This window comes from Amycolatopsis sp. EV170708-02-1, from assembly GCF_022479115.1.
GTDB lineage: Bacteria > Actinomycetota > Actinomycetes > Mycobacteriales > Pseudonocardiaceae > Amycolatopsis.
The window spans coordinates 577,037-590,452 of sequence record NZ_CP092497.1; the positions used below are offsets into that span (position 1 = coordinate 577,037).

9 protein-coding genes and 2 pseudogenes are annotated in these 13,416 nt (G+C 68.6%); 6 read left to right on the forward strand and 5 right to left on the reverse strand.

Translation table 11 applies throughout. The annotated features are described in order from the left end of the window. Positions 1-2: 2 nt before the first annotated feature. The 5 genes and pseudogenes from MJQ72_RS02410 to MJQ72_RS02430 form a co-directional block, all read right to left on the reverse strand. Positions 3-1,601 carry an acyl-CoA carboxylase subunit beta gene (locus MJQ72_RS02410; RefSeq protein WP_240597353.1) on the reverse strand — a complete coding sequence of 533 codons (1,599 nt, stop codon included), beginning with the start codon at positions 1,599-1,601 and terminating at the stop codon, positions 3-5. Next, positions 1,598-2,746 carry an acyl-CoA dehydrogenase family protein gene (locus tag MJQ72_RS02415; RefSeq protein ID WP_240597354.1) on the reverse strand — a complete coding sequence of 383 codons (1,149 nt, stop codon included), beginning with the start codon at positions 2,744-2,746 and terminating at the stop codon, positions 1,598-1,600. The genes MJQ72_RS02410 and MJQ72_RS02415 overlap by 4 nt, the downstream gene beginning before the upstream one ends. Further along, positions 2,743-4,439, reverse strand: a pseudogene (locus MJQ72_RS02420) (acyclic terpene utilization AtuA family protein). Before MJQ72_RS02420 ends, MJQ72_RS02415 begins: the two are co-directional and overlap by 4 nt. Beyond that, positions 4,436-5,230, reverse strand: a complete 795-nt coding sequence (locus tag MJQ72_RS02425; RefSeq protein WP_240597355.1) for a TIGR03084 family metal-binding protein — start codon at positions 5,228-5,230, stop codon at positions 4,436-4,438. The pseudogene MJQ72_RS02420 and the gene MJQ72_RS02425 overlap by 4 nt, the downstream one beginning before the upstream one ends. A gap of 397 nt (positions 5,231-5,627) precedes the next feature. Further along, positions 5,628-6,488: an NAD(P)-dependent oxidoreductase gene (locus tag MJQ72_RS02430; protein WP_240597356.1), complete on the reverse strand. Its 861-nt coding sequence runs from the start codon at positions 6,486-6,488 to the stop codon at positions 5,628-5,630. A 50-nt stretch (positions 6,489-6,538) separates the two neighbouring features. On the opposite strand from MJQ72_RS02430, the gene MJQ72_RS02435 reads away from it, so the two are divergent. The 6 genes and pseudogenes from MJQ72_RS02435 (at position 6,539) to MJQ72_RS02460 (ending at position 13,249) form a co-directional block, all read left to right on the forward strand. Continuing rightward, positions 6,539-6,931, forward strand: a complete 393-nt coding sequence (locus MJQ72_RS02435) for a MerR family transcriptional regulator (protein ID WP_240597357.1) — start codon at positions 6,539-6,541, stop codon at positions 6,929-6,931. Beyond that, on the forward strand, positions 6,928-7,398 hold the full coding sequence (locus MJQ72_RS02440; protein WP_240597358.1) for a tetratricopeptide repeat protein: 471 nt from the start codon (positions 6,928-6,930) through the stop codon (positions 7,396-7,398). The genes MJQ72_RS02435 and MJQ72_RS02440 overlap by 4 nt, the downstream gene beginning before the upstream one ends. Positions 7,399-7,440: 42 nt before the next feature. Continuing rightward, the gene (locus tag MJQ72_RS02445) at positions 7,441-8,280 is read left to right on the forward strand and encodes an enoyl-CoA hydratase-related protein (protein WP_240597359.1); all 840 of its coding nucleotides are present in this window, start codon (positions 7,441-7,443) and stop codon (positions 8,278-8,280) included. Continuing rightward, positions 8,277-8,885: an acetoacetate decarboxylase family protein gene (locus MJQ72_RS02450; RefSeq protein WP_240601609.1), complete on the forward strand. Its 609-nt coding sequence runs from the start codon at positions 8,277-8,279 to the stop codon at positions 8,883-8,885. The genes MJQ72_RS02445 and MJQ72_RS02450 overlap by 4 nt, the downstream gene beginning before the upstream one ends. A gap of 222 nt (positions 8,886-9,107) precedes the next feature. Continuing rightward, positions 9,108-12,098, forward strand: a complete 2,991-nt coding sequence (locus tag MJQ72_RS02455; protein WP_240597360.1) for a ribonucleoside-diphosphate reductase subunit alpha — start codon at positions 9,108-9,110, stop codon at positions 12,096-12,098. A gap of 75 nt (positions 12,099-12,173) precedes the next feature. Further along, positions 12,174-13,249, forward strand: a pseudogene (locus MJQ72_RS02460) (ribonucleotide-diphosphate reductase subunit beta). Positions 13,250-13,416 lie beyond the last annotated feature (167 nt).

Sequence of the window (13,416 nt, forward strand, 5' to 3'; positions counted from 1 at the left end):
GCTCACATCCTGAAGACGCCGAAGCCTTCGGCGCCCTTCACTGGTCCATTGTGGATCACGGACAGGCTGAGCCCGAGCACCGTGCGGGTGTCGCGGGGATCGATGATCCCGTCGTCGTAGAGCATCCCGGAGAGGAACATCGGCATCGACTCGGCCTCGATCTGGCCTTCCACCATGGCGCGCATGGCGGCGTCGTGCTCCTCGTTGTACTCCTGCCCGCGCGACGCGGCGGCGGCACGGGCCACGATGGACAGCACGCCCGCCAGCTGCTGCGGCCCCATGACCGCGGATTTCGCACTAGGCCAGGCGAAGAGGAACCGGGGATCGTAGGCGCGGCCGCACATGCCGTAATGCCCGGCGCCGTAGGAGGCGCCCATGAGCACCGACAGGTGCGGCACCTTCGAGTTCGACACGGCGTTGATCATCATCGCGCCGTGTTTGATGATGCCGCTCTGCTCGTACTCCTTGCCGACCATGTAGCCGGTGGTGTTGTGCAGGAAGACCAGCGGCGTGTCGATCTGGTTGGCCAGCTGGATGAACTGCGCGGCCTTCTGCGACTCCTCGCCGAACAGCACACCCTGCGCGTTGGCCAGGATGCCGACCGGGTAGCCGTGGATACTCGCCCAGCCGGTGGCGAGGCTGCTGCCGTACAAGGGTTTGAACTCGTCGAAGTCCGAACCGTCGGCGACCCTGGCGATCACCTCGCGCGGGTCGAACGGCACCTTGAGGTCGGTGGGCACGATGCCGAGCAGGTCTTCCGCGGAGTACAACGGCTCCGCGTAGTCCGGCTTCGGCGTCGGGCCCTGTTTGGTCCAGTTGAGCCGTTTGACGATGCTGCGGCCGAGCCGGATCGCGTCCTCTTCGTCCGCCGCGAGGTAGTCCGCGAGCCCCGACGTGCGGGCGTGCATCTCGGCGCCGCCGAGCGATTCGTCGTCGGACTCCTCGCCGGTGGCCATCTTGACCAGCGGAGGTCCGCCGAGGAACACCTTCGCGCGTTCCTTGACCATCACGACGTAGTCCGACATGCCGGGCAGGTACGCGCCGCCCGCGGTCGAGTTGCCGAACACCAGCGCGATCGTGGGCACCTTCGCCGCCGACGAACGCGTGATGTCACGGAAGATCCGGCCGCCGGGAATGAAGATCTCCTTCTGCGTCGGCAGATCCGCCCCGCCGGACTCGACGAGGTTGATCACCGGCAGCCGGTTCTGCGCGGCGATGTCCGCCGCGCGGTAGCTCTTCTTGGCCGTCCACGGATTGCTCGCCCCGCCTTTGACCGTCGGGTCGCTCGCCGAGATCATGCACTCGACGCCTTCGACGACGCCGATGCCGGTGATCACGCTGGCGCCGACCTGGTAGTCCGAACCCCAGGCCGCCAGCGGCGACAGCTCCAGGAACGGCGAGTCCTCGTCGAGGAGGAGCTCGATCCGCTCGCGGGCCAGCAGTTTGCCGCGTTTGCGGTGGCGGGCGACGTACTTCTCGCCGCCGCCCGCGATCGCCTTCGCGTGCTCGCCGTCGATCTCGGCGAGTTTGCCGAGCATGGACTCGCGGTTGGTGGCGAACTCCTCGCTCCGCGTGTCCACAGTAGACCTGATCGTGCTCATGCGGTGTATCCCAATCGCTTCGCGGCCAAGCCGGTGAGGATCTCGTTCGTCCCGCCGCCGATACCGAGGATGCGCACGTCACGGTAGTGACGCTCCACTTCGGACTCCCGCATGTAGCCGAGTCCGCCATGCAGCTGCACGGCCTCGTTGACCACCCATTCGGCGGTCTCGACGGCGGTGTTCTTCGCGAAACAGGCTTCGGCGATGACCTCTTCGCCCGCGACGTGCCGCTGGGCGACCTGCCGGGTGTAGGTGCGGGCGACGTCGATCCTGCGGGCCATCTCGGTGAGCTTGTGCTGCACCAGCTGACGGGAGATCAGCGGGCGGCCGAAGGTCTCGCGCAGGCGGCACCAGTCCAAGGTCAGGTCGAGTGCCCGCTGGGCGTGCGCGTAACCCTGCACGGCCAGCGAGACCCGCTCGGTGACGAACTGCGTGGCGACCTGCGCGAACCCGCTGTTCTCGGCGCCGATCAGGTTCTCCGCGGGCACCCGGACGTCCACATAGGACAGCTCGGCGGTGTCCGAGCAGAGCCAGCCCATCTTCTCCAGCTTGCGGGAGACGGTGAAGCCCGGTGTGCCGCGTTCGACCACGATGAGCGAGATCCCGTGGGCGCCCGCTTCACCGGTGCGGACCACGGTGGTCACGAAGTCGGCGCGGCAGCCCGAGGTGATGAAGGTCTTGGCGCCGTTGATGACGTACTCGTCGCCCTCGCGCACCGCCGTCGTGCGGATCCCGGCGACGTCGGAGCCGCCGTCGGGTTCGGTGACCGCGAGCGAGCCGATCTTGGCACCTTCCAGCGTCGGCCGGACCCAGCGTTCGATCTGCACCGGATCCCCGGCCGCCGCGATATGCGGGACGGCGATGCCGCAGGTGAACAGCGAGGCGAACAGACCACCGGAACCGCCCGCGTAGTGCAGTTCCTCGGCGATGACCACCGCGTCGAGATAGTCGCCGCCCCCGCCTCCGACCTCTTCGGGGAAGCCGACGCCGAGCAGCCCGAGTTCCCCGGCCTTGCGGTGCAAATCGCGGGGCAACTCGCCCTCGCGCTCCCAGTCGTCGAGGTGCGGCAGGATCTCGGTTTCGGCGAACCGCCGCACGGTCTTGCGCAGTTCGGCGCGTTCCGGCGTGGCGAAGGGGTCGGTCACAGGAGGGCCTCCGGGATGTCGATCTCGCGGGAGCGCAGCCATTCCCGAGCGCCTTCGCCTGCGGGTCGAACCGCGCCTGCGACGCGACGCCCTCGCCGAGGATGCCTTCGACGACGAAGTTGACCGCCCGGAGGTTCGGCAGCAGATGCCGCCGGACCTCGAGATCCGCGGTCTCCGGGAGCAGCAGCTTGAACTCGGTGACGGTGAGCCGGTGCGCGAGCCAGCGCCACGCCTCGTCGGAACGCGCCCAGACGCCGACGTTCGCGTTGCCGCCCTTGTCACCGCTGCGGGCGCCGACGACCTTGCCCAGCGGCACACGGCGGACCTCGGCCTGGGTGAACGGGGCGGGCAGCTGCTCGTTGTCCACTTCGGACAGTGGCAGGGTTTCGGCGGCGGGCGCGATGTCGCGGCGCGTTCCGTCCGGCAGGACGACGACGTGCGGGACCTCGTGCGCGTCGACGAACGCGGGCCGGTACACGCCGTAGGGCGAGGCGGCCGCGGGTGGCGCGGTGACGTGGAACCCGGGATAACTCGCCAGCGCGAGCTCGATCGCCGCGCCGCTGAACGCGCGCCCGGCGACCTCGGGATCGGGGTCCTTCACCGCGACGTGCAGCAGCGCGCTCGCCTGCTGCTCGGTTTCGGCGTCGGGCCGGTCGGTGCGGGCCAGGGTCCACTGGACGTCGGCGGGCGGGCGGGCCTTGAGCGCGCCTTCGAGTTGTTCCTTGACCAGCGCGGCTTTCGCCTCGATGTCGAGCCCGGTGAGGACGAACGTCGTCTCGTTGCGGAAACCGCCGAGCCCGTTCAGGCAGACCTTGAGCGTCGGAGGCGGCGGCTCGCCCGTGACGCCGCTGATCCGGACGCGGTCCGGGCCGTCCTCGGTGAGGGTCAGGGTGTCGAACCGCGCCGTGACGTCCGGACCGGCGTACCGGGCGCCGGTGATCTCGTAGAGCAGTTGCGCCGTCACGGTTCCGGCGTTCACCACGCCGCCCGTTCCGGGGTGTTTGGTGATCACGCTGGAGCCGTCGGCGGCGATCTCGGCGATCGGGAACCCCGGGACGCCGATCTCGTGCTCGGCGAAGAAGGCGTAGTTGCCGCCGGTAGCCTGCGTCCCGCATTCGATCACATGCCCGGCCGCGACGGCGCCCGCCAGCGCGTCGTAGTCGTCGCGCGCCCAGCCGAAGTGCGCGGCGGCGGGGCCGACGATCACCGAAGCGTCGGTGACGCGGCCGGTCACCACGATGTCGGCGCCCGCGTTCAGGCATTCCGCGATCCCCCACGCGCCGAGGTAGGCGTTCGCGGTCAAGGTCTTGCCGAAGCCGAGCTCTTCCGCGCGCTGGACGAGATCGTCGCCCTCGACGTGCGCGATCGCGACGTCGACACCGAGCTTCGCGGCCAGTTCGCGGAGCGCGTCCGCGAGACCGGCTGGGTTGAGCCCGCCGGCGTTCGCGACGATCTTGACGCCCTTTTCCTTGGCCAGCGCGAGATTCTGCTCCATCTGGCGCAGGAAGGTCTTGGCGTACCCGCGGTTCGGGTCCTTCATCCGGTCCCGGCCGAGGATGAGCATGGTCAGCTCGGCCAGGTAGTCGCCGGTCAGCACGTCGAGCGGGCCGCCGGTGAGCATCTCGTGGACCGCGGAGAACCGGTCGCCGTAGAACCCGGACGCGTTGCCGATGCGGATCGGGGCGGCGGTCATGCGAACTGCCCCGGCCGTCGCCCTGCCCCGGGCGGCCCGGCGAACGCCTGGGCGATCCCGAGCCATTCCTCGACGTCCTTGCCCGTGGCCACCAGGTCGGTGTCGGCGGGGTGACGCCGCTGGGTGATGACGAGGCAGAAGTCGACCGCGCTCCCGGTGAGCCGCTGCGTCGCGTCCTCGGGCCCGAACGCCCAGGTGGTGCCGTCGGGCGCGATCAGCTCCACACGGAACTCCCCGGCGGGCGGGGACAGCGAGTTGAGCTTGTAGGCGAAGTCGCGGGTGCGGGTGCCGAACCGGGCGATATGCCAGAGCCGGGCCGTGTTCTCCCGCGCGACGCCGAGCGTGTCGAAGATGTCCTGGCCGTGCGCCCACGTCTCCATGAGGCGCGCCGTCACCATGGACGCGGCGCTCATCGGCGGGCCGTACCAAGGGATCTTCTGCCCGTCGGGCACCGCGGCGAGCGCTTCGGCGAGCTCCGCGCGACCGGCGCGCCACTCCTCCAGCAACTCACGGGGCGGCGTCTTCGCGCCCTCGGCGGCACCGTCGTCGACGTAGGACTCGCCCGTCGCGAGCAGCCCTTCGATCTCGGCCTGCCACTCGGCCTCGGATCCGCGCGCCGCGATCAGCGCCTTCCTGTCCGTCCAGGCCAGATGGGCGATCTGATGGGCGATCGTCCAGCCTTCGGCCGGGGTCTGCCGTGCCCAGTCCGACGCGGGCAGATCCGCCACCACGTCGTCGATGGCCTGCGATTCCGCCGCGAGATCCCCAAGGATCACGCCCAGGTCAGCCATACCCGCCTCCTCGCGTCCTCCTCAGGCTGACACCCGGCGCCGGAAAAATCAAGCACGCCTGATTGTTTTAACGGCGGAAGCCACCCATCGGTCAGCCGGAGAGGATGGCGACACCCGCGTCACAGCCGCGCCGTCCGCCTAGTCACGCGTGTCGTCCGTCTGATCACGCCTGCCGTCCGCCCAGTCACGTGAAGCTCCCGGAGGGGTGGCCAGTTCGCTCGCGACCTCGCCGGCGCTCGTGTCGCGAAAGCCACTTTCGGGACACCAGACGTCTCGAAAGTGGCTTTCGCGGCACGCCACCTTTGCCGCTCCCACCCCCACCGGGACCGAACGGACGGCTCACGTGATCAGACAGACGACACGCGTGACTGGGAGGCGCTCAAGACACGGCGCCGCCTTACTCCCCCGCCCGCTCGAATTCCCGGATCAGCACCGGGTACTGCTCGCCCCCGTGCCCGGCGGCGATCGCGCGGTCGGCCATCGCCTTGATCAGCTTCGGCAGTTCGGCGTTCACGCCCAGCGCCTCGCTCTCCTCGACCATATGCGCCATCGCCCGCGCGTCGGTCTCCAATGCCGCCACTTCGGCGGGGAAGGCACCCTTGTCGATCTGTTCCGCGTAGCCGGGCAGCCAGTCCGCCACCCCGGCGGCGATCTGCCGCGCGAAGGGCGCGTACGTCGCGGCGCCGACACCGGCCGTCCTGAGCATCGCGGTGCCCTGGAGCCACGCGTTCAGGACGCTCCACATCATCGTCAGGCCGGCGACGTCGTACAGGGACGCGAGTCCGGGGTCTTCGCCGAGATGGCTGATCGTGCCGAGCGCGCCGAGGTCGAAGTCCGGGAGCGGTCCGCTGAGCAGGATCACCGCCTCGTCGGTCCCGATCACCGACGGGATGGCCATGATCGCGCCGTCCAGGTAGCGGGCGCCCCGCTTTTCGGCCCAGGCGGCGGTTTCCCGTGCCTGCGCGGAGTCGCCCGAGGTGAGGTTGACCAGTGTCGTGCCCTCGATCCCGGCGTCGCCGAGCAGTTCGCGCGCGGCGGAATAGTCGGTGAGGCACAGGATCGTCACGCCGTCCGGGCCGAGCGCGTCGCCGATCGTCGGCGCGAGCCGCGCGCCTTCGGCGACCAGGGAGTCCGCCTTGGCGGCCGTCCGGTTCCACACGGTCGTGGGATGTCCCGCCTTCAGGAACGCGCGGGCGAGCGCGGTGCCCATCAGGCCGAGGCCGACGACCGAAATCGGGGTGTTCGCGTTGTCTGTCATGGCACGATCGTCAACGTTGATACCGGTATGAAGGTCAAGTGGGGAAAGCGATGAAGATCGGTGAACTGAGTCACCGGACGGGCGTCAACGCCCACCAGTTGCGCTACTACGAAGCACAAGGCCTCTTGGAGGCGAGCCGTGGTTCGAACGGTTACCGCGAGTACGACGAGACGGCTTTGCTGCGGGTGAAGCAGATCCGCCATCTGCTCGCCGCCGGCCTGTCGTCCGAGGACATCGCGTACCTGCTCCCCTGCGCGATCGGCGAGGAGCCCGAGCTGATCGGCTGCCCCGAGCTGCTGGCCGCGATGCGCGAGCGGCTCGGCCGCCTGGACGAGCAGCTGGCCAAGCTGACCCGGTCGCGTGACGCGCTGGCGGGGTACATCGTCGTGGCCGAGCGGGTCGGCGCCGAGACCTACCCGCCGTTCGACGGCACCGCCGCGTGAACGAGGCGATCCGGCTGCGGCAGCAGGGCACCGACGAGGCACGCCTGCGGCTGATCGAGCTGGCCGAGAAGAATCCGCGGGACGCCGTGATCGCCTACCAAACCGCGTGGGCGCACGATTCAGCCGGGCTGGAAGCCGAAGCGGCCCCGTTCTACGAACAGGCGCTCGCGGGCGAAGGTCTGTCCACAGAGGACAGGCACGGGGTGTTCGTCGGGCTCGGCAGCACCTATCGCGTCCTCGGCCGGTACGACGAGTCGCTCGAGACCTTGCGGCGCGGTCTCGGCGAATTCCCGGACGATCCCGCGCTGAGGACGTTCCTCGCGATGGCGCTCTACAACGTCGGCGAAGCGCGCGAGGCGGCGGGAACCCTGTTGAAGGTGCTCGCGGCGACCAGCGCGGACGACGGTGTCCAGCGGTACCGGCGAGCGGTCGAGTACTACGCCGACCATCTGGACGACGTCGAATGAGCCTTGTTGACACTTTGTCAACACTGGCTTACTTTTCACGTCATGAGCGCGTACGCCGAAATCACCTACGAGGTCGAAGACCGCATCGCGACGGTCACGCTCAACCGGCCCGAGGCCCGCAACGGCTACACCATCCGCATGGCCGACGAGCTCGGCGACGCGATGGACCGCGCCGACCGCGACGAGGACGTCCGCGTGGTGATCCTGACCGGCAACGGCAAGGACTTCTCGGTGGGCGCCGACCTCACCCAGGGCGGTTTCGACTTCGATCCGGAGACCGGGCCGGACGCGGCGTGGCAGGAGCCGGCCGGACGCTGCTCGAAACGGATCTTCACGATGAACAAGCCGGTGATCGCGGCCCTGCGGGGCGCGGCCGTCGGCGGCGGCGTCACGATCACGCTGTCGTGCGACTACCGCCTCGCGTCCACGGACTCCCGGTTCGGCTTCGTGTTCGTCCGCCGCGGGATCTACCCCGAAGGCGCGTCCGCGTGGTTCCTCCCCCGGCTCGTCGGGATGGGCACGGCACTCGACTGGATGATCAGCGGCCGCGTCTTCGGCGCCGAAGAGGCGAAAACCGCCGGACTGGTCCACAGTGTCCACGAGCCCGGGGAAGTACTCGGCAAAGCCCGCGAACTGGCTCACGAGATCGCCGCGACCACGTCGCCGGTCTCGGTCGCCGTGACCCGCCAGCTGCTGTACCGGATGGCGAGCGCGGAATCGCCGTTCCCCGTGCACGAGCTGGACTCCCGGCTGATCGGCGGCCTGGGCTCCAGCCCGGACGCGGTCGAAGGGGTCGTGTCCTTCCTGCAGAAACGACCACCGGAGTTCTCGATGCGTGTCGACACCGACCAGCCCGACTACCTGCCGTGGCGGAACTCGTGACCGCCTATCCCCCGGAGCCCTGGAACCTGGCAGGCCAGGCGTACCTGTCGATCTGGCGTGTACCGGTGAGCGAACTGCCCGGGCTGCCCGGCGGCGTCGAGCCGATCACGCTGGGCGGCCGCGCCCAGGTGTTCACCGCCTGGATCGACTACCAGGAACCCGGACAGCTCCAGTACCACGAGCTGCTGGCGACGGTCGCGGTCCGCGGCGAACGCCTCTCCAGCTCCATCACCGACATCTGGGTCGACAGCGAGGTCTCGCTCGCCGGCGGACGGGCGCTGTGGGGTATCCCCAAGGATCTCGCCGCGCTCGACTTCGCCCACGGGCGGACCTTCACCGCCTCGGCGGCCACCCACGAAGACTGGATCGCGACGGCCGCCTTCACTCCCCGCCCGAGCCTCCCGCTGCGGATGCCCGCCGCCTTCGACGTCGTCCAAATGCTGGACGGCCGTCTCAAAAGGAGCCCCGTCCGGGCGACGGCCAGGCCTTGTCCGGCGGCCGCGGACTGGCGGATCAACGAGTCCGGACCGTTCGGCTTCCTCGCCGGTCAGCGGCCCGCGCTGAACGCCTGCCTGCGCGATTTCAAGATCGTCTTCGGCGGCTGACCAGCCGCTCAGCGTGATCGTCTAACCCGCCAGGGTGAGCCCACGACACGCCACCCATTGGGGCACGTGCAGCCTCCGACCCCTACATGTAGTCTCTGGGAACCGGCACCGCCCAGCGACGGGGAGACCGCTCGGGAGCGGTGGTCGGACAGCTTTGTGAACGTGCAGCGCACGGCCTTGTGAGGCCTTGTGGTGCTTCAACGCGCCCTTTTGGAGACATGCATGTCAGTGGAAACCGGTCAGCGGCCGCCCTCGTCCTCGGACACCACGCCCGCGACCGTGCGAGTCATCCGGCGGGACGGCAGCGTGTCCCCCTTCGACGCGAACAAGATCTCGGTCGCCGTGACCAAGGCCTTCCTCGCCGTCGAGGGCGGTGACGCGGCCGCCTCGTCGCGGATCCACCACCTGGTCAAGGAACTGACCGAGCAGATCGAGACCACCCTGCTCCGCCACGCCGGTCCCGAGACCGCGCTGCACATCGAGCAGATCCAGGACATCGTCGAGCTCGCGCTGATGCGCGGCGAGCACCACAAGGTCGCCCGCGCGTACGTCCTGTACCGCGAGGAGCGCGCGAAGGCCCGCGAGGCCGAGAAGCCGGCCTCGTCCGACGTCGCCATCAGCGTCAAGGCCGCCGACGGCTCGCTCCGCCCGCTCGACTGGGCCCGGGTCTCGCACGTGGTCGGGGAAGCCGTCGCCGGTCTCGAAGACGTTTCGGCCGAGCCGGTGCTGGCCGAGACCAAGCGCAACGTCTACGACGGCATCAGCGCCGACGAACTCGCCCTCGCCCAGATCATGGCCGCGCGCGTGCTCGTCGAGCAGGAGCCGAACTACTCCTACGTCAGCGCCCGGCTGCTCGCGGACAAGCTCCGCGGCGAAGCGCTCAGCTACCTCGCGGGCGTTCCGCAGCAGGCCAGCCAGGACGAGATGACCACCCGGTACCCGCAGTACTTCCGGGACTACCTCAAGCGCGCCATCGAGCTGGAGCTGGTCAACCCCGAGCTGCAGACCTTCGACCTGGACAAGATCACCGCGGCCATCCACGCCGAGCGCGACCTCGACTTCGGCTTCCTCGGCCTGCAGACCCTGTACGACCGGTACTTCCAGCACCACGACGGCGTCCGCTTCGAGCTGCCGCAGGCGTTCTTCATGCGCGTCGCGATGGGCCTGGCGATCCGCGAGGACGACCGTGAGGCTCGTGCCATCGAGTTCTACGAGCTGCTCTCGACGTTCCACTTCATGGCGTCCACCCCGACGCTGTTCAACTCGGGCACCACGCGTCCGCAGCTGTCGTCCTGCTTCCTGACCACCGTGGACGACGACCTGGACTCGATCTTCCAGGCGTACAAGAACAACGCGCTGCTGGCGAAGTACTCGGGCGGTCTCGGCAACGACTGGACCCCGGTCCGCGGTCTCGGCGCGCACATCAAGGGCACCAACGGCCAGTCGCAGGGTGTCGTGCCGTTCCTCAAGATCGCCAACGACACCGCGGTCGCGGTGAACCAGGGCGGCAAGCGCAAGGGCGCGGCCTGCGCGTACCTCGAGACCTGGCACGTGGACATCGAGGAATTCCTCGACCTGCGCAAGAACACCGGTGACGACCGTCGCCGCACGCACGACATGAACACCGCGAACTGGGTGCCGGACGAGTTCCTGCGCCGCGTCGAGGCCGACGCGCAGTGGACGCTGTTCTCGCCGAACGAGACCCCGGACCTGCACGACCTCTACGGCAACGCGTTCGCCGAGCGCTACCGCGAGTACGAGGCCGCCGCCGAGCGTGGCGAGCTGAAGGTGTTCCGCAAGGTCCGCGCGGTCGACCTGTGGCGCCGCATGCTGACCATGCTGTTCGAGACCGGCCACCCGTGGATCACCTTCAAGGACCCGTGCAACCTGCGTTCGCCGCAGCAGCACGTGGGTGTCGTGCACTCGTCCAACCTGTGCACCGAGATCACCCTGAACACCACCACCGACGAGGTCGCGGTCTGCAACCTGGGCTCGGTGAACCTGCTCAAGCACGTCACCCCCGAGGGCCTCGACACGAAGCGCCTCGAGAAGACCGTGCGCACGGCCGTTCGCATGCTCGACAACGTGATCGACATCAACTTCTACACGATCCCGGAGGCGCGCCGCTCCAACCTGCGTCACCGCCCGATCGGGCTGGGCCTGATGGGCTTCCAGGACGCGCTGTTCGAGATCGGTGTCCCGCTGTCCTCGGATGAGGCCGTCCAGTTCGCGGACACCAGCATGGAGCACATCAGCTACTACGCGATCTCGGCATCGACCGACCTCGCGGAGGAGCGCGGCCAGTACCAGACGTTCGAGGGTTCCTTGTGGAGCAAGGGAATCCTGCCGATCGACTCGATGCAGCTCCTGATCGACGCCCGCCAGGGCGACGCGCTCGACGTCGACACTTCGTCCACTTTGGACTGGGCGCCGCTGCGCGAGCGGGTCAAGACCGTCGGCATGCGCAACTCCAACGTGATGGCGATCGCGCCGACCGCGACGATCTCCAACATCTGCGGGGTCGGGCAGTCGATCGAGCCGCTGTTCCAGAACCTGTTCGTCAAGTCGAACATGTCCGGTGACTTCACCGTGGTGAACCCGCACCTGGTCCGCTCACTCAAGGAGCGCGGGCTGTGGGACGAGGTCATGGTGTCGGACCTGAAGTACTTCGACGGCAGCCTCGGCCAGATCGACCGCGTGCCGGACGACTTGAAGGCGCTGTACGCGACCGCGTTCGAGATCGAGTCCAAGTGGCTGGTGGACGCCGGTTCGCGGCGCCAGAAGTGGATCGACCAGGCGCAGTCGCTGAACCTGTACATCGCGGCGCCCAGCGGCCGCAAGCTCGACGAGCTGTACCGCTACGCCTGGCACAAGGGCCTCAAGACCACGTACTACCTGCGGGCGCGGTCCGCGACGCACGTGGAGAAGAGCACCCTGCGCGGCACCGACGGCAAGCTGAACGCGGTCTCGGCCACCCCGGCCCCCGCCGCACCCGCTTCGCCGAAGCCCGCCGCCGCCGCTCCGGCTCCCGCCGCTTCGCCCGCCCCGTCGGCTTCCGCCGCGGTGTCGCCGTCGCCTGCCGCCGCTGTTCCGGCCGTCCCGGTGACCGCCCCGGAGCCGAAGGAGATGCCGAAGGTCTCGGACGTCGACTTCGTCGCCACCGACGGCGCCGCCTGCCGGATCGACGACCCCGACTGCGAAGCCTGCCAGTAAACATCCTCGTGAGTGGTAAGGACGGTTAGAACCGTCCTTACCACTCACGACCCCCGACTCGTGAAGTGAGCTTTCATGACCACCTTTGACGCCTCCACCGACGCCACCGGGCTCGGTGAGATCGAAGTCGGCGCCGCCCGCATCAACGTCGACGACAAGCGGATGATCAACGCCCGCGCCGACGTCAACCAGCTGCTGCCGATGAAGTACACCTGGGCGTGGGAGAAGTACCTCGCCGGCTGCAACAACCACTGGATGCCGACCGAGGTCGCCATGCAGGCCGACATCGCGCTGTGGAAGTCGCCCGACGGCCTCACCGAGGACGAGCGCACCATGCTCAAGCGCAACCTCGGCTTCTTCGCCACCGCGGAATCGCTGGTGGCCAACAACATCGTGCTCGCGGTGTACCGGCAGATCACCAACCCGAATGCCGCCAGTACCTGCTGCGCCAGGCGTTCGAGGAGGCCGTGCACACGCACACCTTCCAGTACATCTGCGAGAGCCTCGGCCTGGTCGAGGGCGAGCTGTTCAACATGTACCGCGAGGTCCCGTCGATCTCGGACAAGGACGCGTGGGCGCTGAAGTACACGCAGAACCTGGAGAACCCGGACTTCGAGACCGGGACGCCGGAAGCCGACCAGGCCTTCCTGCGTGACCTCGTCGCGTTCTACGTGATCTTCGAGGGCATGTGGTTCTACACCGGCTTCGCGCAGATCCTGTCGCTCGGCCGCCGGAACAAGATGGTCGGCATCGCCGAGCAGTACCAGTACATCCTGCGCGACGAGTCGATCCACCTGAACTTCGGCATCGACTGCATCAACCAGATCAAGATCGAGAACCCGCACCTGTGGACCGAGGAGTTCCAGGCCGAGGTCCGCACCATGCTCACCGAGGCGTGCGAACTCGAGGTCGCCTACGCCCGCGACACGATGCCGCGCGGCATGCTCGGGCTCTCGGCCGAGCTGATCGAGCAGTACATGCACTTCATCACCGACCGGCGGGCCCAGCAGATCGGTCTCGCGCCGATCTTCGGCGAGACCGAGAACCCGTTCCCGTGGATGTCGGAGGCGATGGACCTCAAGAAGGAGAAGAACTTCTTCGAGACCCGCGTCATCGAGTACCAGTCGGGCGGCGCCCTCGACTGGGACTGACCCCGAACGCGTAACTCGCGTGCTCAGACACGTAACTCGCGTGCCTGAGCGCGTAACTCACGTGATCGAGCACGGAACACGCCGGGCGGCTTCCGCCCGGCGTGTTCCGTTTCCAGACACGCGAGTGGAGTTGCCCCCTGGGAGCGGACACCTTGATTCCAGACACA